The organism is Nocardia sp. NPDC057663 (assembly GCF_042799895.1).
GTDB lineage: Bacteria > Actinomycetota > Actinomycetes > Mycobacteriales > Mycobacteriaceae > Nocardia.
In genome coordinates this window covers 1-22485 of sequence record NZ_JBHVHX010000042.1, presented here as the reverse complement: position 1 = coordinate 22485, position 22485 = coordinate 1, and the positions used below count along the sequence as shown (strand labels likewise).

The following is a 22485-nucleotide window of genomic DNA, read 5'->3' as shown; positions in this document are numbered from 1 at the left end:
CCTCCACGCCGACATGATCATCCACGTGGTGATGCAGTCACCCCTTGAGACCAAGATGCCGCAACTGATCGATCCGTCGCTCCCTGTTCAGCTTCATCGGCTGGAGCGGCTGGTCCAAGGTCGCTGCTTTGGCCACCGCAGCGACGGGCTTCCTTGTTCTCGCCCATGCCTGAAGTCCGGACACTGGTGTACATCGATCCCATCATCCCGATCATGCGTAACCGGCCCCATAGCGCATGTTTCTACGATTTTTCTACGATTTGCAGACGGGATCGGGCAGGAACTCATGGGAACGGACGGGTGGCTTCAGGACTACCAGATAGCCATCTACCTGCGGAAACAGGGAAGTTATGGGAAGAGTCAGGCAACCTTGGGAACCTGCGGAAACGCCGTGCCGACTTCATGACCGACAAGGCCTATGTCACCGCTGACCTGGGCATCTTCGTGGTCCACCCCTACTTTCTACGATTTCTCCCAGGATCGGGCACTCAAACCACGCCCCCAGCCACGACCGCTCACCAATGCAGTACAGGGTCGGTTGATCAGCTGGCCCTCGTCAGGACCGGATCGGCGGGGCGAGCAAGGGTTGCCTCCGCACGGGCGTACTCCACCGTCGCAGACCGGGCCTGCGGGTCGGTCAGTGTGCTCGCGAAACCATGGGGTCAGGTTGTCGCAGCGCCGCACCTCGGCCCCGACCCCGGCCTCATGTAGCCGTGAGATGAGCGATTCACCTTGACCGCGCAGAACATCCATGCCCGATCCATCTACCGGTCCAGGCAGCCCGTACACATACGTGCCATCATCCGTGGACTCGCCACGCTCTGGATTCTCATGGCGCTTCGGCCTGCCTCGACTGGTTCCCCGATCGAGCGGACCCGTTCGCACAGCCCGCCACATCGTGAGGCGGCATTCACTTCAGGTGCAGCAAATCTTTGGATCTGGGAGCCGCGCTCAACTGCTACCGGAGCGGCTCGGACAGCAGTCCATCAACACCGTTTGATCGCGAGGAACCGTCGACGCCCCTCGGACCCACCGACACAGGCTGTCGAAGCCGGTGGGTCCGCGCGGGCACAAAGCGCATGCTGGACGAGCGATCAGATTCGAAAGTGTGGGGTTTCTGTGAGAAATCGACAAACCACGTCAAATCTCCGGGTACGAGAAAACCCCCTCCGACCCAGGTCAGAGGGGGTTTTCACTGTCGGGCTGACAGGATTTGAACCTGCGACCACCTGGCGAGCGTTCCAGTTCTCTGTAACATGCTCGGTATTGCCCAATACTACCTAGCAACAACATCTTTCGCGAAACGACTGTGCTCAACAGTTCTCATAAATCAGCAACGATTCCGGTCAAAACTGTGGGGTTTCTGTGGGGCTCCGGAGCTCCCCCTCCCTTGCCTACTGGCGGACAACGAATCTGGGCGATGCGCACGACGGTTCATAGCCCCGGCCCTCGACCACAGCCAAGGGCCCCACCGCGCCCCATATCCCCACTCGGCCACGACAGTGCTCCAGCACCGCGACTCGATCCCGCAACGCTGACGATTTGCAGGACTTCCCGGACGGCTGGACCGGCCCCGCCATCGACGGCTCGGCTATCGCTATGAGGAGCCTCCGGCGTTCAGGCATGCACTCCACCCGAGCCGGAACTCGCCCCCGCTGGAAGGCATAGCACCCGATGCCGCAGTAGTTGACAACGCCGGTCAAGAACTCATCCCCGCTCGCGCGGGGAGCACGGCTGGCCGACATGCCGATTGTCGGGCCGATGGGCTCATCCCCGCTCGCACGGGGAGCACATCAGCCGGACCGCTTCCTGGCGTTCGTCGGCGGGCTCATCCCCGCTCGCGCGGGGAGCACACTAACTGACCTGCATATTTACAGGCCAAACAGCGAAATCTCATTCACTTTCGATCAGTCTCCTCGATAGCCTGGCGACTGCATCCCGCGCCTAACCCTCCATCTCACCGTAGCGTCAGCGGGACCCGGGAACGGCTCAAAATAGCCTTGGTTCAACTGCCTTCCTCGCGTCACCGAAGGTCCGCATCTGCGTCAGGTTGTCGGTGGTTCCAGCCCCACAGGCGTCAACGACAGAGCCTTCGGCACGATCGTTCCTCACCTCCTCGGGCGGCCATGCCGCGAAGAGGACCCTACGTCACGCACTTCTCCACGCAAACGAGTGAAGCATCGCGTCCATACGGTGTTCGCCAGCCACCGCAACCCACGGTCGACATCAGAACATCGGCAGCCACAGCCATCCGAGGCACCGTTGACCCTGGTGAGACCTTGGATGCGAGTACCGAAGAGCATGGGGCACAACACTGGAGAACCTGGCGGGACCGTCACCGCGAATACGAGGCAGACGAGGTCTCGAACCAGCGCCCATCGCATACGTGCAATCTTTCGGCATCTCAAGTCAGGCACCTTCGGCCTCTCCTGACGCAGCCGACCGCAGGTCTGCCATCGCAGCACGAGATCGATTGCGTCTCAAGGTGATCCCGTCGCCCAATCCGACGGCCACATCCGGGTCTTCCGAACCCGCCACGGCCGTGCCCAGGTCACAGGAAGTCGTCGACAGCAGCTGCGAGCGCACGTGCCAACCAGCGCGTCGGGCTCGATCTAGCTGTCGCCCAACAGATCTGCGGAGCAGACGTTGCCTTCTCAACTTGTCGTATCCGACGCGGACACTGCGCGTATGACCTCCAGAAGCTGACCGAGGAAGCCATCTCGCCCAAGCGGAATCGCGCGCGGTTGCGCCGAGCGATGGACGGCCTTCTCTCGGCTGTCATGACGGTGACTGAGGCGGGCACACCGGTGATCGAACTGGTGACGAAGGTGGCAGCGTTGCTCGGTTGAGCCCTCCAAGGATCTGCGCACTTCGCGCGAAACGGGTGGGCTCGATCCGCGAGAGCACCGCGGTGGTGTCGGCCGCGGGTGTCGCCCCGTCAACGGGTGCGGTGGGCACCAGGCAGTTCGGGCGGCCGTTGACAACTCCCCATTCACCCCCGACGGTTTCGGTCGAATCAAGATCAGCTCCTAGACGGATCGGGTGCCGTCCAGGCGACGGAAGCGACATAGATCCAGTTCGAGGGGAAGCGATGAGGCCTGTCCGCATGGCCACCATGGCGATATTGATCGTGATCGGCCTCGCCGGTTGCGCGACCCAAGCCCCGACATCAACATCGAGCTGATCCGGATCAACACCACCGGTGGCGGCTGCGACAACGCCAGGGCGACCGCCACCGAGCTGGTCCGCCTGTACAAACTCCTCGGCTGAGAGCCAGCGGGCGATCGCGACACGGCCGGTCTTGTGCGGGGCGGCCGAAGATGTTCGGGCGGTTTGGGTAGCTGTTCGAACGGCGAGTGATTCACTGCTTCCTCAACGTGAAATGATCAGAGCAATCGCGCAGTAGTGCGCGCGTCCCGAGGAGTCTGCAATCTTCGTACATCTACGCATTCTCGTGGTGGGCTTGGCCTTCGCCGTCCCCCTCACAGTCACCGCATGTTCCAGCGAGCAGACCGCAGCAACGCCCCCGGCTCATCTGACTACCTCGACCAGCGCTACGGATTTGAACTCTCAACCCAGCGCTACGGTTGTCGCTGAACAGCTCCAGAACCGCATCCCCACGATCACCAGGCTGGTGACGATCACCGAGAACAATGATCCGAACAATCTCATCGGTCGCCCGAATGGCTATGTCGATGCTGCAGTCCTCTATGACTCCACGACGACGTGCCCCGACCTCGGCAGTGATTGCGGAGCGATGGTAGAGGTCTGGCCTACGCCAGAAGCCGCACAGCAGCGTGCGAACTACATCGCCACGCTGCAGCAGGCCAGCCCGATCCTGGGAACCGAGTACCACCATGTTCGCGGCCGGGTTCTGCTCCGAGTCACCGGTGACGTCAAGCCCAGCCTGAACGCCGAGTATTCGAAAGCCTTCGCCGAATCCGGGTCCTGACCAGGCCCGGCGACACTGCCGCTCTAGGATTTTCGACGACGAGTAGGTCAGTAACCAGGCGCTTCAGGAGGTGTGGTGGCCCGGTACACCGAGCATCAACGCGGACAGATCGATCAGACAGTGCAGCGGTGGAAGTCTCAGTGCCTGCTCGGCGACGAGCCTCTCGTCTTCGCGGACTTCCCCGACCTGTGGTCGGTAGACCGACTGCAGGAACTACACCGGCTCTTCAACGACAACCCCCTCGCTGGCGAGGCTGCCGGCGGCCGGTTCTTCACCAAGCTCGACGAACAGCTCGCCACCGCAACGGTCGAGGTGCGGCTACTCACCGCCGAAGCCATGCTCGTGCATCTGCTGTTCTCGAGCGCCATGACCGCCGCAGGCAAACGCCGAACGATCGAACGCACCATTCAAGGCTCGGGAGTCAGCCTGCCCGCCTCGGTGGATGCCGCGCTCGGCGAAGGGATCGGCGATCCCGGGATGCGGTTCAATCTCCGGCGCGACCTGCAGCTCGGCTACTTCATCGAGTTCGCACTCCGACTTAAACAGCAACCCCTCGACCACCGGAACGAACTGCTCGAAAACCACTGGCAACTCAGAGACTTCGCCGACGCGACGCGATGGTCGACCAACGAGATGCGGCACATCCTTCTACATCTGCTGTGCCCCGACGAGTTCGAGCGGATCTCCAGCGGAACACACAAACGCCAGATCGCCAAGGCGTTCGCCGGCTTCCTTCCCGCCGACGCACCCGCTGACGTCGACGAACGCCTCTTCGCGATTCGCCAACGGCTACAAACCTTTCTGCCCGCCGGCAACACCCACGACGGTCGCAGCTCCATCGACTTCTATCACCAGCCGTTACACGCTGTATGGGGCACCACATCCTCTGGATCGAGCGACGGGGTAGCCGATATCGAGACCCTGCTGTGGAAGAAGCAGCTGGTGCTCTACGGCCCGCCCGGAACAAGCAAGACCTGGCAGGCCGGCAAGCTCGCCGAAACCCTCATCCGACAGGAAGCAATGAAGCGGTGGGGAGCTAAACAGTACTTCACCCACGCCCAAGCGCTGGACAAAGCCGTCGAGGACAACGTGTTTCGACTGCAGCTACATCCCGGGATCGGCTACGAGCAGTTCATTCGCGGTCTGCGCCTCGAGGGCAATGTCACCCGATACCGCCCTGGATACCTGCCCTGGGTAGTCACTCAGCTCGAGGCCCAGAACCACCCAGACGGGCTGGCACCACTGCCCGGAGTTCTGATACTCGACGAGATCAACCGCACCAACGTCTCGGAGATGCTGGGCGAGGCCTTCAGCCTGCTCGAACGAGACCAGCGCGGCAAACCGGTCCAACTGCCAGGTTTCGACGAGGGCCAACAACCGGATGTCCTGGTGATCCCCGAGGACCTGTATGTGATCGCCACGATGAACGAGATCGATCACTCGGTGGAAAGCCTGGACTTTGCCCTGCGCCGCCGCTTCCTGTGGCGCGAATGCCCTTTCGATCGAGACGCACTGATCGAGATCATCACCACCCGCTGGACCGAAGACATCGCCGCACGTTTCGGTCTCGACGAGGCCGCGATCGAACAAGTCCACACCCTGGCCGACCGGGCAGAAGCGCTCAACGCCGAGATCGAGAACTCTGCCGAGCTGGGCCGCCACTACCAGATCGGCCACACCTACTTCGCCGACATCACCTTCTTCGTCGGCACCTGGACAGAAGGCCGCAGAAACCGACCTCCCAACAGCACGTACTTGTGGAACAGTCGAGGCAACCCTCAGCCTCCGCTGACCGACCTGTGGCAACGATCACTGGAGCCGCTGTTGCACCAATACCTCGCGGGATCAGACTTGCGGACCGACGAAATCAACCGCTTCGCCGAAGCATTCCTCGGCCGTCCATGACCGACAGGATCGTCTTCCGAGACCTTGCGCCCTTGGACACCAACCCGTCCGAGGACGAGCGCCGGTGGCTCGAAGAGCTGGCCCAGGACACCACAACCAGTGAATACGTAGTCGATTTCGGACAATCGGTCGCTGCGAGTACTCCCGAACCGGTCGTGCAGTGCGGACCAGACGGAATATGGCGGGCCGGACGCTATATCGGCGAGATCTACCGCGACGGCCGCATCCTCGAGATCCGACCCCGGCTGGGCATCGAGACGATCGCAGCATGGGCAGGTGCGGCATTGAACGTGCGCATCGTGCCCGATTCGGCCGAACACGCCCACTCCCCCGGTTTCGTCGCTGAACTCCTCACCGCCGCCTGGCGCGCCACCGTCACCAGCGCCGCACGCCACGGGCCACCGGCACTCCGTGCACCAGTGCGTCACGTATCACCCCACGTACGTGGCCGTTTGGACCTACCGGCAACACTGACGTTGAGGTCGACGCGCAGCCCCAATGTGGTCTCGACGAGCCGGCCCAAACAACTCGACAACCTAGTCGCTTCGACGATCGTGCTCGCCGACCGTGTGCTCGATCGCGCGCTGCACCGCACAGGGTGGCGTGGGCAACGTATCGATGAACTGCTGCCGCAACTCAAAGCCGCCGTCGGCAGCCGGCCCGCCCTCCCCACCCAACACAGTCTCGCCCGCGTCCGATACACCCCGATAACGCTGCCCTACCGTGGCGCCGCCGAACTGTCATGGCGCATCGCACGCCATCGCGGCCTGCTCGCCAACGCCGCCGACCACACCGACAGCGGGCTCCTCATCGACGTCGCCGAACTATGGGAACTATTCGTCCTGCACTGCGCCCGCCGCGCTTTCGGCTCAGCACACGTCACTCACGGCACCCGGCTCACCAACTCGGGCGCACTCCTGCGCGCCATCGACAACCCCGCCCGCAAACTGGGACGGCTCTACCCCGACCTCGTCATCGGCCCACTGCATCACCCGTGGGCAATCGTCGACGCCAAGTACAAGCGCCTGATCGACCCTGTCGGTGTCATTCGTGAAGATCTCTACCAGATCAACGCCTACCTGGGCACCCACACCAGTGCACCCCTCCCGCTGGGCATGCTGGCCTACGTCGAATTCCCCGGACAAGCCACTACCTCGCGAGCAGAAAGACTCGGCCCATGGACCACCACCATCGGCCACCCAGTCAGATTCCAACGCCTGCCGGTCACCGAAGACGGCTGCGTTGCAGCACTACAGCAGCTGGTTCGGCGTCCACCCCACCATGTGCAGCGCTGACAAATCCTGCTGCCAAGTCCTATCCGCAGCGGCAAGCTCCTGAAGCCCTGTCGGGCACGACGTCGCAAGATGGGCAACGATCTTGTTCAGCGACTACAACCGCCGACCTGAGTACCACGTCCGAGCCTCGGCCAGGTTGCACGCGATCCTTCGCGCGCTGCCTCGTCGATCGCGGTGCCGGCGGGCTCGCTGACGTCACGCGTTTGCTGGCACTCCGCGCCGCAAGCCGCTGGAAGACGGCTTCGATCGCTGCCCGATCAAGAAGCGGGTGACCTGCATCGAGCAAGGCCTGCTGATAAGTGCGCAGAGAAGCAACCGGATTCAGGCGAGCTATGTCAGCGACTACCGCCTCAACGGTGGACCTCGACGTGACTGTCGGATCGACCGGGCGTTTTCGCTGCGACTGAGCAATTCGGAGCCGTTGCTCGGCCGCCATGCTCTTGGTGACATACACCAGGCCCGCAACCTGGGCCGCTTCCCAACAGGCATGCGACGAACCACCAGCATTTCTCGCATACCAAACGCCAGCGAACGACTCCCACTGCTTCTTGTGCTTCGCCGACAGCCTCTTCACCGAGTCTCGACTACGCCTACCCGTCGAACCCCGACCTGCAGTAGACGCCGACGTGCGACCAGAAGATCTGCTTCGTCCAGAGCGTCGTTGGCCACGTGCCTGTTCCCGTGCGGGCTTGCGGATCTCATGAACCGCACCGAACTCGAACGGGTCACGAATATCGTCGTTGACCGGGTCGAACCCCGGATCCCGGTCATGCCGGTGGGCCCGATTCGCATACCAATCGTCCAGCGACACCGCCACCTCCCCACAGTTGCACGTTGCTCTAACTCGGAGCATACGTCCGGCTACCGACGACTGCTCGCAGATTTGACAGAACTCCACCGCCGGCAATCCGTTGCGCGAGGTGATAGCAGGCGGATGATCGGAGCTCTAACGCCTACTGGCATAGCGTGATGGCAGCGGGCAGGCCACCCTGGCATGGCGCACGAACCTTGTTTGGCTTCGTTGAATTGCGGTGTCATCGCAGGACACCTTAAGAAGGGCTTGTCCCGACAGTCGCGGTCAGTTGGCGAAGCGGCAGCCAGCGTTCCCGGAGGTTGAAGCGAGATGTTGGCTGGCAATGCCCCTCGGAGCGGCTTGCTGAGCGGCCTGAAAACCGGGCACGGTCACGGTGATTCAAGGCCAGCATCGTGGCCCCGCACAGCCAATTCATGTCCATCGAACACTCCGAGCACAGCCGACGCTTGGAGATGACCACCAGTACATCGTCGTACCGTCAACCGCCTGCGATCGACGTCAGGGAGTCCAGGCCATCGGCGTTGGCGCGCGGTTCGACAGCAGCAACTGCAAGCCGAAGAGATACGTCGAAAGCCGCAGTAAGAGCTTCAGTTCCGTGGTGATGCTGGCAGGCTGTGGGTATGGCGCCGAATCCTGATAGGTACTTGGTCAGCAACGGGACAGCCGATCGCGTCTCCATCTTCTATGACGGACGGGTGAAGGTCTGGTCTCGCTTCCATCTGTGGGAGATCCTCGAATCGGGTCGGCACAATGCGTTGGGCGAGTTCGTACGGATCGGAGTCGGACGTGAACTTCAGGTGGCGGCACCTACAGGCGCTCGCCAACAACCGCACTTTGTCGCTACGACGGACCCATCCCTCGGTAGCGCCGAGGCGGCCACGATCGCTGCAGACAACGGAACGTTCGTGATCCTGCATCACGATGGCTCGATCACTGTCGGGAACGACGGCCGCGATATTGAGGAGACCTTCAACGCCGGCCGTGAAAGCCTTGCGGGCGGCAAGTCCGGTCGCGGCGGCTCTGTGATGATCTTCTTTGCTGGAAAGTATCGCCGGAAGGCGGTCCGTGCCAGCCACTTCCAAGTCGAAATACCTGAGGACAGGCCGCGCGGCCGCGGGCTCTACCCCGGCGAATACGAGATCCTTGAAGGCAAGATCGGCCCGCGTCCACCAACTGGCTAACCTCGGGATATCAATCGATCGAACCGACCCGATGCGACTAGAGACGCCCGTAGCCAGGTCGGCAAGCGCGTCGGCAGCTTACGACAACGGCCGACGGTAGGATTCCGCTCCGGATCGGATCCCGGCAGCTGTTTGCCGATGTTGTAGTCCTCGACGTTCTCGGACCGGTCGTGATTGGCACCGCGCTGGCGGATCAGTGCGGCCATCTTTGGCCAGGACATCGGTCGCTTTGCCGGACGTGACAAGAGCTTCTATACCCGAGGCCCAGTATCCCTGGCCCAGAGTGTACCGCTGTTGTCGTTTCCGCTCATCAAGGTCGCGTCGTGAATCGCCTTGTCCGTGTTGGTCAAAGCGGCCGTCGCGATCCGGCTGGCGAGACTGTAGGCGCCGGCCAGGTCGTAGAAGGCCTCTGGATCGACGTCGCGTTCTGCCAGGATGGTCAGCCCCACAGTTCGAGCCACCACCCACAGGAGCCGGACGGTGAGGCGGGGTAGACCACTGCGGCCCCTCGGGTCGCCAGCAAGACGACGAGAGCATCACCGAAACCATAGCCTGAGGACAGATGTGCGTTCTCGAAGACACTTCGCACGCGAACTCGGCCTCCACTCGAACAGCCACCACAGGCTCATCCCCGCTCGCGCGGGGAGCACCGATCCGGCACCAGCCCGAACTGTGCGCCGTAGGGCTCATCCCTGCTCGCGCGGGGAGCACGCGAAGGTGTGGCGGGCGTGGCGCCCGAAGATGGGCTCATCCCCGCTCGCGCGGGGAACACGGTATAGGCCCTGTCCGCGCCTTGGGCGAACGAGGCTCATCCCCGCTCGCGCGGGGAGCACATCTCCAGGTGCAGGTGCGGCGCGACGCCGCCGGGCTCATCCCCGCTCGCGCGGGGAGCACCGATGGTCGACAACGCCAAGAACAACACGCTCGGGCTCATCCCCGCTCGCGTGGGGAGCACTCCAGGCCCTGGTCGCCTCGCTCAACGCGACCGAGCCCATCCCCGCTAGTGCGGGGCCGACCGGTGCATGGATCACTCGATCCGCGGTCTCACCGGACCATCCCCGCGGGTGCGGGGCCGACGATCGCCAGAGCGTGCCGATGTTGACCTCGTGTCGACCCGCAGAAGGAGCTGACCTTGGCGGGGTGGGACCGGGGCTATTGCGTAGGCACGGCCGGTGATCGGACGGCTGTTTGGAGCGTCGAGCTGGGACCCGGCCGACGTGCGGCGCGGGATGGGGCGATGGGCAGCTGAATTCTGGGCCGCCGTCACGGACGTCCGACGGGTGGTTTCGACCTCCTCGAGGTCAACGATGTAGTCGACCCAGACCTCGCCGATCAGCGTGGCCGATGGGCGCTGAACGTGAATGCGCGGCTACTGCCGGGAGAACGACGGGGCGCCACGGTCAGTCGTCGGCCGCGCCTGGCGCGATCACGGTCACTCAGCGCTGCCCCGTGGAGGATCCTTATGCCCGTGCTGCGTCTAGTCGGTGTCGGCCCGATCGGCCGCGGTCGCCCCGATCTCTACGACACCGACGACCTGGTCGCGCAGGGCCACAACGCACGTGCCGGGTCGGCGGTGCTGGACCCCCACGCTACCGAGTCTCCTCGCGCGATGCCGTCACTGCCAATTGAATAGGCGGAAGAATGCCCAGGCAACTATTCGCACGACGATTACCAGCACTGCTACGAGCAGGATCGGCCACAGTACCAGCATCAAAGCTCGTTCTGCTGGGTCGTCCTCATTGAACTCGCGGCCTTCGGACGATTTGTAGATCCTCGAGTCGATGGCTGCCAGAAAGAGACACAATCGGACCACCAGGTGACCGATCAGCGGGTAGATCAGGAAAGCGACTAGCCACGCTGGCAGGATCGGGAATCCGTATAGCCATCGTGCGAGAAATGCAAGGCCGAGCGAGGCGATCGCCACGCCCGCAAGCCATCCCGTGACGGCCCCGCCACTGAGCGCCTTCTCTGAGTTCATGACTCCTCGTTTTCTCACGCATCGCGATAACACAGCATCGCAGCACTCAAGCTGCCGCGGTGCAGGTTTCGGCCAAAGGGCTGAAGGCCGATTGGACGAGAATCCGGTGCCGAAACGGCTACCTCGACACCGCCACCGACCTGGCCGCGACGCGTCCCACTTGAAACCAGTAACCGCCGTGTGCAATCCGCGCAGGTGCCCGGCGTGTCGGTATGCCGGAGTGTCTAGCTATTGCGGATCTTCATGGCCGAGCTTACGTTTCTATCCGGACCACCCGTTTCTTGTTCGCAGCCCTGATGTTCTGGCTCGCGATGACCAGGGTCTGGTGGCCTACTTCGTCTTCGCGACGCGTGATCCGAAGCCCAGCTCAACGTCCAGCCGTACACGGACACTGCTATGACGGCTTGCGCTGCCGGAAGGCACCAAGCTCGTTCTGGTATGCGAGTCAAACGCTCTGGAACTCCGAGACGACGATGTCGAGCTGTTCGACGCCCTACGGCGCGGAACGCCGCCTATACGGAACCATCGCGGCAGGCCGGAACCTTCGGAAAGCAGCAGGGTGTCTCCTGACGGTCAAGAAGGGACCCGCAAGAGATCCTGCTCGTCCATGCCGGCTGGTCCAACCAGTCCCGCCGCGGTGCCGGCCGCAATCACGTTGGCGATCATCTGACTCTTCCCTGTCCCCGGCGGCCCGTCGACAATCACGTGTTGGTCAGCCAGAGCTGTTGCCACTGACCCGTATTGGGAGGAATCGGCATCCAACACCAGGTAGTCGTTGTGTGCCGGCACCGTGTCGGGCTAGACCGGCGCATAGCTGCTGCCGACAGCGCTGGAGTCCAAGTCGTCGATCGGACCGCCGGCGAGCACGACGATCAGCGGGTGTTGAGCCAGCAAGGGCGCCGCCGACATCAAGTCGTCGACCATCGGCAGTTTCGCGTAGTTGCAAGTGCCGACCACGAGCAGTGGAGTGAGCTTGAGGGCTACTCCCTGCTGCGCTGCGGCCGCAACGATCACACCGAACACACGCGTGGTCAACCCTGCACCGCCAGGGCCGACATCCTCCCGGATCAGAGCGTCGAGAGCCAGCTGCACACCGTATTCACGCTCCAAGCAATGGACCAGTACCGGGTTCAACTCGGGTTCCCCCGGAACCTGGAGGGTGAAGTCGTTCTCGGCTGCGGTGCGGGCCCGGATTTCGATCGGATACCACAGCAACGGCGCTCGCAACGCGATCGGCGCTCGTGCGCCGCCTCGCCTGCTCCCATCGGTGGATACCCGGCCCAGGACCAGGCGTCCCACATCGACACCTTGTTCCTCGCTGAACCCGCGGATCCTGCGCACGACGTTGCGAGTGCGGGTGCAGGCGTCCTTGTACTCCAGCTGGTTGGCAAACAGCTGACCTAGCCGCACCTCCTCGCCTGAGATCAGCTGCTGTGCAACAGGATCAGGGCACTGTCCGAGATCCAGCGAGATCGTCTTCGTCAGCTTGAAGTTCAACAGTGTGTTTCGGGCATCGAGTTGAAAAAGCTCTTTCGCCCACACCTCCGCCTTGGCTTCCAGTACGTCCTCGAGCCCCGCCACCTTGCTTGTCATCGACAGCACCTCTCCAGAGGAACCAGACTGCGTCGAACCACCCCTGCAGCCCCCGGGGCGAAATCCCCAGTCGGACAGTATGGCCGAACCACAGCACATGCTCAACCCGTAGAAAATGACACCGACCAGCCTGTTTGTTCAGGCGGACCGAAGATTCCGGCAACGCCGTAGTCCGGGTCCGAACGCCGCGAAACGGGCTGCAGCGCCCTGGTATTCGCGCTAGGTTCTTTCCACATCGATCTGGTAGCCGTTGCTTCGAGCGGAAGGTTTCGACAGGTGGATCCGACGATTGTGGCGTCCGCGGTGGCGGCGGGAGCGACTGCCCTGTCTACAGGCGTGGTCGCCGGATTGAGCGACGGCGCCAAGCTAGCCGTCACCGACGCCTACCAGGGCCTCAAAGCGGTGATCGCCCGTAAGTACTCGACCGTCGACATCGACGTCGTCGAAGAACGCCCCCAGGTACCAGCACGTCAAAACGTATTGGCCGCCGAACTCGCCGAGGCCGGCGCGGCCACCGACGACGAACTCGAGGTCGCAGCGCAGCGACTCTGGCTAGCGATCCACCAGCACGTGCCCCAGGTCGCCGAGGTCGTCGGCGTGAAGCTGACACGCGTCAAGGCCGGCGAGCTGGAAATCGGCAAGGTCACCGCCACCGGTGCCAGCGGCGTGATCGCCGAGGAGGTCGTCGTCGACGGCGCATTCAGGATCGGTGACGTCACCGCCACCCAGGCGCCGCCCCACCCTCCACAAGCGCGGCCCTGACCGAGGGACCAACCGCGCCAACCATTGCCGCTCCCTCCACCTACCGACACGTCTCCGTCGATCGAGACCTGACCCACGTCACCGTCATCGGAGGCCAGTACTACCACGGTGCACCCACCACTCCCCCACCCACGCAAGCACAAAACACGCTCTCATCTGCACGCGCCTTCGTCGATCGGCCGCGGTCACGATGGGTCCTGACCGCACTGGGTGTCACTGCCGTGCTCGCTGTTACCGTCACGGTTCTGACGTGGCCTGAAGCGGACAGCGCGACAGAAGTGTTGGCCGTCGAGGCGGTGACTGCCGTCAACGGCTGGTGTGGCACCTACATCTTCGACAAACCTGCCACCGAGCTCGGACAGCCACCGAGACCGCAAACCGACTACGCGCGGTGGATCCGCGAACACGGTGGCGTCGAATCAATCCCCATGGGTGGCGACAACAGGTCAGGTCGCGTTCAGCTCAGCCTGCAGGGAACCGGACCGACGCCAGTAACCATCACCAGCCTCGACACCGAAATCGTTGACCGCACACCAGGACCGGTGAAGGGAACACTCGTCAGCGGTCAATGCGGCTCTTCCACCGTCGGACGACTCGCCGAAGTCGACCTGGACACCGATCCCCCGAAGATAGTGCGTTCCAACCGCGACCCCGACCAGACCTGGGGATCGGAAACCAACACCACACCCCTGCAGTTCCCCTATCGAGTCAGCTCCACCGACCCAGAACTCCTGCTGATCATCGTCAACAAACGCAGTACCGACACAATCTCCTACCGGGTACACATCGGATGGACCGACGGCACTCACTCCGGCACGAAAGTCATCGACGACCACGGAACACCCTTCCGCGTCGGCACTCCGGATCCGAACGCCCCCTTACGTCACCCTAGCCAAATGAAATAGCAGAAACGTCGACCACTTCCAGATCGACACACCACGAATAGATACGACACTCAATCGGTCCGAGCGAGCAGCATTAGTTACCGAGGCCAGTGTGGTAGTGAGCCAACTCTACATCTGGCATGGGCATCACTTCCAAGGAACACCAGAGCAGCTGAACCCTCTTCGATCCAAATGAAAGACCGCAGTATTGGCATCGGCCGTACACGACCGACCGAGCGGCAGCCAATCTTCGCCCAGTTCAACCAAGCCATGTTCCTCTGATTCCTACGCCCGCACTGCGATGGCGGTTCGGTTTAGAAGACTCATGGTTTTCGACGCCAGGAAGGATCCTAATGACTGCGTGGCTCGGCCAGGCCTGGCAGACGATCACCCACAAAAAGACAGTTGCCGCCGCAACGGTTTTCGGGTTTCCGGTGGCAATACTCGCTCTGTCTGTGGCGGTCGTTCAAGTTGTCGACAACGACGACAAAGCAGTCACCAACAACACGGTCACCAACAACACTCTCATAGCTCAGCCAGTCGAGGAATCCACTCTGCCACCGAAGGCGAAAGGTCAAATGGGGTGTCCGACTCATGGGCTGACAAAGACCCTCGACACTGGGGCAGCTCTATCGATCCGGAAGTCAGGTGTCGAGGAAGAGTGTTTCGTACCGAAATTCCTTGCGTCCGTCACGCCTACGACCGTGACAGTGCGGCTGCAGTACAAGAACATATCTCCCAAGCAGACGGACGACGTCATTGTCCAACTACGGCTGCCCGATGGGTTGCGTACCGTTCCAAACACTTCCATGATCTACAACGGCAACCACCCAGATGGAACGCTGCTGAGCGACAACATCGATACAGCCCAAGGCATCAATATCGGCAGTCATGCAGCCAACGCGAGCAGCTTCGTGATCGTCAACGTCGGCGTGCCTCCCACGGCAAGGCTGCCGTGCGGCACTACCGAATATCAGATCGTCGCATTGGCGGCCCCTTTCAACAGCGACGAGACCGCGGCCCCCATTGCCGCTGTAGAAGTTGCGCGGCCATGCTGAGTACATCTGCTAGCCCTCTTTGTGACCGGTATTCCGGCGGGTCAACACGATCACCCATAACAACGCCGTCGCCGAAGCCTATGAGTACGACCCGCTCAGCAACATCACCTCGAGTTTCCCGGCCAGCCCCGGTGAACAGCTACCCGAGGACTCCGCAAGCCGCCGCGAGTACCACAACAATCTCCTGGTTCGCGACGGCCGCAACCACTACTACTACGACCCCGCGGGCCGCCTCATCCGCAAAGTCACCACCCGCATCTCCCACAAACCCGACGTATGGCACTACCGCTACAACGCCTTCGACCAACTCACCGGCCTCTACACACCCGACGGCGTGTGGTGGCGCTACACCTACGACGGCCAGGGCCGACGCTGCCGCAAGACACAGTTCCTCCACGACGGCACAGCCTGGCAACCGGCCACACACGCCGACTACACCTACGACACCCACTACCCGGTTGAACAAACAACGTCCGGTCACACCGAACGATGGCACTACCTACCGGACTCCCACTCCCCCGCACTGGTGGCCAGAAACAACGATCCCGGCGCCGCGGTCATCACCGACCAAGCCGGTGCCCCGGTCGCGACTATCGACCCAGCGACCGCCACCGTGCAGGCCACATACGCAGCCGACCTGTGGGGCAAACTCGCGACCGGAGGCGATGCGATCTCGCTTCGCCTGCCGGGACAGGTATTCGATGCAGAGTCTGGGCTGCACTACAACTTTCAGCGCTACTACGACCCCGGCACCGGACGCTTCCTCACCAGCGACCCGCTCGGGTTGGCGCCATCGCCGAACCCACACGCCTACCCCGACAACCCGACCCGATGGATCGACCCACTCGGTCTGACACGCCGATATCCCCGACTGCTCCATGGCAGACGAACCTCCCGCACCAGGGATCGTCTTCCGAGCACTGTCTCCCGGCGAATACCCGGCACTCGGGCTTTCGCCCGCGACCCCGACGCCCTGGGTGTCACACCTCTGAGTCACGTTGCCGGTAAACAGGATTCACCGTGGATCTCCACAAGCAAGCTACCCGAGACAGCGTTCTCCAAGTACAACGGTGTAAATGGTATCGTCGCCATCGACCTGTCACGAGTCGCCAGCTTCACCGACGTATCCGGCGGATTCCAGGAAAGGGCCGATTGGACTTCTACGCACGAAAAGACCAAGAAGTCCTCATCTATCAACACGTCCCACCCGAAGCGATCATTGGATTCTGGCAATGAAATACGACTCACCCGAAGTCCTGGAAGCACTCGACACAGCCTGGGACCCAGAACGCGGATACCTCGGCAACCTCCGCGACGGCAAATTCGTACCCGAATTGGGTGACGCATACCTGGAGCTCCTCCATTCCATCGAGATACCCGAAGGCGAACGACTCCACTCAGACTTCGTCCGCCTATTGTGGTTTGCTCCACAATTCTCCGAATGGCAGATCAAGCGCGCTGTCGACCAAGGAGCGGATCGCATCGAGGTTTCCAAATACTCGAACCTGATTTGGAATGCTGTAACAGAACTCTTGGGTACACCGTAGCCGCGAACGCGTCCTCCAGCGAAAGCCAGCCGCGGCTTGAATTCGGACGACCAGGTTCTCGCGGCGGGGGTGATCGGGTGGGTTTCGTCCCAGGGCCCGAGCTGACCATGGCACCGCACGCACCGGCACTGGCCGCACTGCTGCCGATGCACGGAGCATCGATGACCGCTGCCCAAGACAAGGCCCGCAGCCTCGCCACCACCATCGCCCCCGTGCACGCCGCCTGACCGGTACCAGGAGACTTCCATGACCAGCCTGCTCGTTCTCGGTGGCAGCGGCCGCACCGGAATCCGCGTGCTCCAGCAGGCCGCCGCCCGTGGCCACTGCGTGCGCGCATTGGTGCGCAACCCCGATGCCGTCCAGGCGCCGCCCGGCGTCGAGCTGATTCAGGGCACGCCCGCCAACATCGACGACATCCGCGAGGCGGCCCGGGGCGCCGACGCCGTGACAGCGTGCTCAACAATGCCCGCGCCTCCGACAACCCCTGGGCCAAACCGATCAGCCCACCCAACTTCATGACCGACGCCGTCTACGACACCCTTACTATGATGGGCGAAAACAACATTCGCCGGATCGTGCTGGCCTCCACTCAAGGAGCGGGCGACGACTGGAGTCATCTCAGCCCCCTGATGAAGGCGATCATCAAGATGTCCAACCTCGATGCCGGATTCACCGACCACGATGGAGTCGACCAGGCCGTCCGCTCCTCCGGCGCCGACTGGACCCTCGTCCGCGCCGTCGCCCTCAGCGACAAGCCGACCACCAATCCCGTGCACGCGGCTGAACGCGGCACCGGTAAGCCGGCCACGCGGATCAACCGCACCGCCCTGGCCGACTTCATGCTCGACGCCGTCGAACAGAACACCTGGGTCCGCCAGGCACCGCTGGTGTGGAACGCCCGCGGCTGACCCAAGCCAAAGATTAGAAAGAGGCGAGCACGAACGCTGCGGGACCACAAGCAGCACTGGATATTTCAGGCCCAGAGTGGTCTCGCGGCAGTGGCTTCTCCTGGGCCAACGTTCTGGCCTGTTCGCCGGAGTGAACACAGAATGGTTGATCTGCCAGCACCGTTCAATCCACCGAACACGAAGACGGTGTGCCGACTTGCGTGGTGCAGAGAATGATCCAGGCCGACGAGCGGCGCCCGGGCTCGTAGATCGAGTCGATCCGCTTGCTGACGATGCCCTCCAGACCGGAGTCGGCGGCGGCATGCAGCAGCTGCTCGGCATCGTGGTCGGCCAGCGACCAGCTCGGTGGAACCTGTACGCGCGCACCGTCGTCGATGTAGAGGTCGGCCAGCTCCAACCGCCGAGACGAGCACGGGTCATGGTCGTACCCTGCGCGGGCTTCGCCTGACCGTTTCCTTCGGGTCGGGCAAGATGGTCTCATGACAGACCTCGACGGCCAGTTGACGATTCGGACCAGCGGAGACTCCGACGAGCTGTTCCGGCTGCTGGAGTGGTTCCGCAACGACGACGCGCTACGTGGCCGGGTCACCCTCCCCACCTCACAGCCTCGCGAAGGTCAGATGGGCGACGTCTACGACGTCCTGATCGTGTTGGTCGGCGCCGGCGGACTCGGGCCCGCTCTGGCCATGTCATTGAGCGGCTGGTTGAAGACTCGCCGGTCCCAGGTCAAGCTCACGTTGAAACGCAAGGGCATTGAACTCGAGCTCGACGCCGAATCCATCAAAGCACCCGAACTCGTCCGCGAGATCCATAAGCTGCTCGGCGACACGGAAACCCCACAGTGACCACACCATCCCGACGACCGGGTTCGCGTGCAGTCCTCATCGGCACCGCCACCTACACCCACCCCGACCTTGCCGCGATCCCCACCGCGCTCAACAACCTCACCGACCTGGGCGAAGTGTTGACTTCCGCCGGTGGGGCTTTCGCCCCCGAACACTGTGTTGCTCTGCCCGACCCGGTCAATGGCGCGCAGATCGGGCACGCCGTCGCCCAAGCCGCTGGTGAAGCCACTGATGTCCTGCTCGTCTACTACACCGGGCACGGGGTTCTCGACTCCCGAGGTCGTCTCCATCTGACTTTGACCGGGACAGACCCGGCACGCCCCTCCTGGACCTCGGTGCCGTTCCAGATGCTGCGTGAGGAGATCCTCGAGTCCCCTGCCACTGCCCGCATCCTGATCCTGGACTGCTGCTACTCCGGTCGCGCGTTCGAAGCGATGAGCGACACCACCAGCGTGATCACTGGAGTAACCAGCATCCAGGGCACCTACACCATCACCTCCTCCGCTGCCAACGAAACTTCCTTCGCTCCTCTCGGTCACCGCAACACCGCCTTCACCGGCGCGCTACTGGCTGCGGCAAACACTGGCGATCTCACTCTCGACGAGCTCTATCACCGCACCGAACAACACCTCATCGACCATGGACACCCCCGGCCCCGGCGACGCACCATCGACACCGCCGGCGAACTCAAGCTCCTGGGCACTCGGGAGCACCCGATCGAACAGCGCGGAGAGCTCGCCGCCGAAACCGTGTATCGCAAAGCCGCCGCCGCCGGCCGCACCGACGCCATGAACCACCTCGGGATCCTGCTCGAACAACGCGGGAACCTTGACGACGCCGAACACTGGTGGCGCAAAGCCGCCGACGCCGACCACACCAACGCCATGAACCACCTCGGCTACCTGCTCGAACAACGCGGGAAGCTTGACGACGCCGAACACTGGTGGCGCAAAGCCGCCGACACTGGCCACCCCGACGCGATGTACCACCTCGGCATCCTGCTCTATCAGCGGGATGACCTCGACAACGCCGAAACCTGGTGGCGCAAAGCCGCCGACACCGGCCACTCCGGCGCGACGTACAACCTCGGTGTCCTCCTCAAAGAGCGTGGCGATACCGCCAAGGCCGAACCTCAGTAGCTGGAGCCACGCTCGGTTTATCGGGCAAACTCGGTGGTTTCGGTCTCTCGGGCGGCCTTCACACTTCGCCGTGCACAACGGCCAGGCTGACTCCGACACCGTGCGAGGTTTCGCGCAGGGATTCCCCTTGGGCGTGAGGTGCCAGGATCGCGCGGCGTTTATCGGCGTCGACTTGTATCGCCAGCCAGCCGAGACAGCACGTGCGAGATGAAGCCGCGAGGCTGCCTGCTGAACAACGCCTGACTTACGATTTTGCGGGCGGTATCCAGGTCTCGCTTCTCGATACATTCGGCAGCGTCACGCCATGCAGGGACGTGGTTGCCCTGGTACACGACCTGCGCCAGCTTCACGGCCAGGGCCGGATCGACATCGATGGCGGACACCATGATTTCGCGGGCAGTGGATTCGTTGGCGCGGACTATCGCGTGCCAGATGGGTTGGGTGCGGTCGTTGCCATCAACCACAGTCGACAGCAGTCCCACACGATGTTCGGGATCAGCGGCGAGGACGAGTCGCGCCATGGCCTCAGGTCCACCGCAGGAGTCGGGTAGAAAAGTGCGCACGTTACTCGTTGGCTGCGTCAGAGCCAGCTGCAATAGCTGCGCAGCCAGCCGCGGATCCATCTCTACCAGGTAGGAAACGATATGCGGCTCGATCACCCTGATGACAGCCCGCATCAAGCGATCGCGGTCGGCCGGCGCGCTGCTTTCGAGCTGGGCGACCGTCATCGCGAGGAACTGCGCCGCACTGCCTGGGTCCACTCCTGTCAGCAGTGGTTCCGATTCCTGGTCTTCCAACAGCAGCTCAAACACGTAAGCGAGACCGCCGGAGTCGTGGGAGCCGACCCATTTCTGTGTCAGCGAGGTGACCAACAGCCTGTTGGTGGTGAAGGCGAGCAGGTCACGCAACTCCCTGTCGGCGGCGGGATCGCTCGTCTGGCGTGACCGGTCGATGAGGATATCCAGTACCGTTCCGAGGTGCTCCGGGAGCAGGCCGCTCAGTAGGACCATTGTGGTCAAAGAACGCCCACTCGAACGAGCGTTTGCGAATACTGCGCACAGGATCACCACGGCGGCATCAATGTCATCACCGCTGATCATCGCTGTCAGCAGTTCCCCCGCCGCATCAGCGTCGAGGTCGTTGGCCATCACAGCCATCACATCGGCGGTGTCGACACCAACAGATTCGGTCAAGGCTGCCATCTCCGCACACGCCTGCTTCTTCTCACCACGTCGCAACAGCGCGGTCAAGCGTCGGCTGATCAACTGTTCCGGTGATCTGTCGAGCAGGCGCGCATCACTGGTTTCCCACGGTCTCGACACGTCCGGCAGGTAAGAGTTGGGGATCTCCGTGACAGCTGTCGAAGCACCCATACCGACGGATTCCGCTGCGGCGAGCAAATTCTGAGCTCGGTCGAGACCGTGGGTTTGTTCGACCGCGCGAAGCAACGCTGCGACGGCTCCTGGGTCACGTAGTGCAAGCAGCGATACGGCGCGGTCCTCAGCATCGGAGTCACCGCCGAACAAGCCATCAAGGGCAATCGCCGCCTCGAATTCACGCCCGTCGAGAATCAAAGACCACCACCATGCGGTCCGCTGTCGCCACTCATCATCGCCGAGCTGTCTGTTCACCATCGGTAGCGGGCGGGTCCCGATGTGTTTATCGGCCCCGGCGAGAAGCTCGACTCGTCCGGTGTGGCGACGCAGCTGCGGAAACTCGTCGTAGAGCGCCTCAGGATCGGCACCCAGTTCAGTCGCCACTACCGTGACGACCGCCTCGACTAGTGCCGGAGCGGGACGGGCCTGTCCGAGCAGGTGCCGGGACATGGATTTCGAGTTCATGCCCAGGTCCGGCCGTCGGACAAGGAACTGTTCGTTGGTGATGGAGGCGCGTTCGAGCAGGTCGATGACGGCGTTGCAGACCTCGGCGACGGGTTTGGGAACCCGGGGAGCGGGTCGTTTGCGCGGCGCTGGCACGGGATGATCTTTCAGGCGGGGGCGCGGTTGTCTCATCCCATACGGTAATCGCTGTTCATCTGCCGTCGGCGAGATTACGCAAACCGTTGCGAGAGAAGCGTTAACGCAGGTCAGCGAATATTCTCGGGGTTGGCGGAGAAGTTTTCGCATCGCCACAATCGGCGTGCGGCTTCCGCGCTGACGGGACCGCCCCGGGGCTCGCATCGAAACTTGGAAGGCGACGTCGCGAGGCCACCGGGCCAGCAAGGCCACCTGGAAAGGGACCCACCCCATGATCTCGCAGACCTCACCTCCGTCGGAAGACTCCAGCGCGGCGAACGGGCGTCCTGTCCGCCGCCTCAACCTCACTCGTAATCGGCCTCACCCCACCGCAACTGGTGGTGGACACCCCACGATGGTCATGGCCATGGACCTCATCGCCTTCCTTGCAGTGATCACTGCAGTGATTGTCCTGGTTCTCGGCGGACATGCGGACGCGGCGGTGCTAGCCGCTGCCGGCGCGTTCATCGCCTGTGCATTCCGCGTGTATCGATCACGTCGATAGCCCTATCGACCTCGCCGCAGGAGCTGTCGGCAACGATCTTGGGCTCGCCATCAATTCTCGATACGTCATGCGCCCACGTTTCCCACGGGCCTCTGCCGCCGACC

The 22485-nt window shown here is 62.9% G+C and carries 22 protein-coding genes; 16 read left to right on the top strand and 6 right to left on the bottom strand.

Annotation, left to right across the window (positions count from 1 at the left end):
• The 6 genes from ACFVAV_RS35510 to ACFVAV_RS35485 form a co-directional block, all read left to right on the top strand.
• Positions 1-406: hypothetical protein (locus ACFVAV_RS35510; RefSeq protein ID WP_379040088.1), on the top strand; the 406-nt coding region annotated here is incomplete at its 5' end.
• A gap of 2741 nt (positions 407-3147) precedes the next feature.
• Positions 3148-3270: a hypothetical protein gene (locus tag ACFVAV_RS35505; RefSeq protein ID WP_379040087.1), complete on the top strand. Its 123-nt coding sequence runs from the start codon at positions 3148-3150 to the stop codon at positions 3268-3270.
• A 364-nt stretch (positions 3271-3634) separates the two neighbouring features.
• Entirely contained in the window at positions 3635-3952 is a 318-nt protein-coding gene (locus ACFVAV_RS35500; RefSeq protein WP_379040085.1) for a hypothetical protein, read from the top strand.
• 336 nt (positions 3953-4288) lie between these two features.
• Positions 4289-5857 (top strand): AAA family ATPase, encoded by a 1569-nt coding sequence (locus tag ACFVAV_RS35495; protein ID WP_379040084.1) that lies wholly within the window; start codon positions 4289-4291, stop codon positions 5855-5857.
• A 32-nt stretch (positions 5858-5889) separates the two neighbouring features.
• A complete protein-coding gene (locus tag ACFVAV_RS35490; protein ID WP_379040083.1) occupies positions 5890-7152 on the top strand; it encodes a hypothetical protein in 1263 nt (420 codons plus the stop codon).
• Between the two features lie 1434 nt (positions 7153-8586).
• The gene (locus tag ACFVAV_RS35485; RefSeq protein WP_379040081.1) at positions 8587-9147 is read left to right on the top strand and encodes a hypothetical protein; all 561 of its coding nucleotides are present in this window, start codon (positions 8587-8589) and stop codon (positions 9145-9147) included.
• A 251-nt stretch (positions 9148-9398) separates the two neighbouring features.
• On the opposite strand, the gene ACFVAV_RS35480 is transcribed toward ACFVAV_RS35485, so the two are convergent.
• The 4 genes from ACFVAV_RS35480 to ACFVAV_RS35465 form a co-directional block, all read right to left on the bottom strand.
• Entirely contained in the window at positions 9399-9596 is a 198-nt protein-coding gene (locus tag ACFVAV_RS35480; RefSeq protein ID WP_379040080.1) for a hypothetical protein, read from the bottom strand.
• Between the two features lie 1166 nt (positions 9597-10762).
• Complete coding sequence (locus ACFVAV_RS35475; protein WP_379040079.1) at positions 10763-11125, bottom strand: hypothetical protein; 363 nt, start codon at positions 11123-11125, stop codon at positions 10763-10765.
• A 573-nt stretch (positions 11126-11698) separates the two neighbouring features.
• Complete coding sequence (locus ACFVAV_RS35470; RefSeq protein ID WP_379040078.1) at positions 11699-11914, bottom strand: hypothetical protein; 216 nt, start codon at positions 11912-11914, stop codon at positions 11699-11701.
• Positions 11915-11923: 9 nt separating this feature from the next.
• On the bottom strand, positions 11924-12718 hold the full coding sequence (locus tag ACFVAV_RS35465) for a DUF4011 domain-containing protein (RefSeq protein WP_379040077.1): 795 nt from the start codon (positions 12716-12718) through the stop codon (positions 11924-11926).
• 276 nt (positions 12719-12994) lie between these two features.
• Here ACFVAV_RS35465 and ACFVAV_RS35460 point away from each other — a divergent pair, with 276 nt between their 5' ends.
• From ACFVAV_RS35460 to ACFVAV_RS35425, 8 genes are all read left to right on the top strand, one after another.
• Entirely contained in the window at positions 12995-13480 is a 486-nt protein-coding gene (locus ACFVAV_RS35460; protein ID WP_379040076.1) for a hypothetical protein, read from the top strand.
• Between the two features lie 221 nt (positions 13481-13701).
• Positions 13702-14385 (top strand): hypothetical protein, encoded by a 684-nt coding sequence (locus tag ACFVAV_RS35455; protein WP_379040075.1) that lies wholly within the window; start codon positions 13702-13704, stop codon positions 14383-14385.
• 332 nt (positions 14386-14717) lie between these two features.
• Positions 14718-15422 (top strand): hypothetical protein, encoded by a 705-nt coding sequence (locus ACFVAV_RS35450; protein ID WP_379040074.1) that lies wholly within the window; start codon positions 14718-14720, stop codon positions 15420-15422.
• A gap of 49 nt (positions 15423-15471) precedes the next feature.
• Positions 15472-16764 carry an RHS repeat-associated core domain-containing protein gene (locus ACFVAV_RS35445; protein WP_379040089.1) on the top strand — a complete coding sequence of 431 codons (1293 nt, stop codon included), beginning with the start codon at positions 15472-15474 and terminating at the stop codon, positions 16762-16764.
• Positions 16655-16969: a hypothetical protein gene (locus tag ACFVAV_RS35440; protein ID WP_379040073.1), complete on the top strand. Its 315-nt coding sequence runs from the start codon at positions 16655-16657 to the stop codon at positions 16967-16969. Before ACFVAV_RS35445 ends, ACFVAV_RS35440 begins: the two co-directional genes overlap by 110 nt.
• Positions 16970-17046: 77 nt before the next feature.
• Positions 17047-17196, top strand: coding sequence for a hypothetical protein (locus ACFVAV_RS35435; protein WP_379040072.1), 150 nt, complete (start codon positions 17047-17049; stop codon positions 17194-17196).
• Between the two features lie 19 nt (positions 17197-17215).
• Positions 17216-17488: an NAD(P)H-binding protein gene (locus ACFVAV_RS35430; protein ID WP_379040071.1), complete on the top strand. Its 273-nt coding sequence runs from the start codon at positions 17216-17218 to the stop codon at positions 17486-17488.
• Between the two features lie 29 nt (positions 17489-17517).
• Positions 17518-17877 carry an NAD(P)H-binding protein gene (locus ACFVAV_RS35425; protein ID WP_379040069.1) on the top strand — a complete coding sequence of 120 codons (360 nt, stop codon included), beginning with the start codon at positions 17518-17520 and terminating at the stop codon, positions 17875-17877.
• Positions 17878-18040: 163 nt separating this feature from the next.
• On the opposite strand, the gene ACFVAV_RS35420 is transcribed toward ACFVAV_RS35425, so the two are convergent.
• Complete coding sequence (locus ACFVAV_RS35420) at positions 18041-18358, bottom strand: hypothetical protein (protein ID WP_379040068.1); 318 nt, start codon at positions 18356-18358, stop codon at positions 18041-18043.
• On the opposite strand from ACFVAV_RS35420, the gene ACFVAV_RS35415 reads away from it, so the two are divergent.
• The gene (locus ACFVAV_RS35415) at positions 18357-18722 is read left to right on the top strand and encodes a hypothetical protein (RefSeq protein WP_379040066.1); all 366 of its coding nucleotides are present in this window, start codon (positions 18357-18359) and stop codon (positions 18720-18722) included. The two genes, ACFVAV_RS35420 and ACFVAV_RS35415, sit on opposite strands and share 2 nt — an antisense overlap.
• Entirely contained in the window at positions 18719-19861 is a 1143-nt protein-coding gene (locus tag ACFVAV_RS35410; RefSeq protein ID WP_379040065.1) for a tetratricopeptide repeat protein, read from the top strand. Before ACFVAV_RS35415 ends, ACFVAV_RS35410 begins: the two co-directional genes overlap by 4 nt.
• A 158-nt stretch (positions 19862-20019) precedes the next feature.
• Here ACFVAV_RS35410 and ACFVAV_RS35405 read toward each other — a convergent pair whose 3' ends face one another.
• Positions 20020-21837 (bottom strand): hypothetical protein, encoded by a 1818-nt coding sequence (locus ACFVAV_RS35405; protein WP_379040064.1) that lies wholly within the window; start codon positions 21835-21837, stop codon positions 20020-20022.
• Positions 21838-22485: the final 648 nt, after the last annotated feature.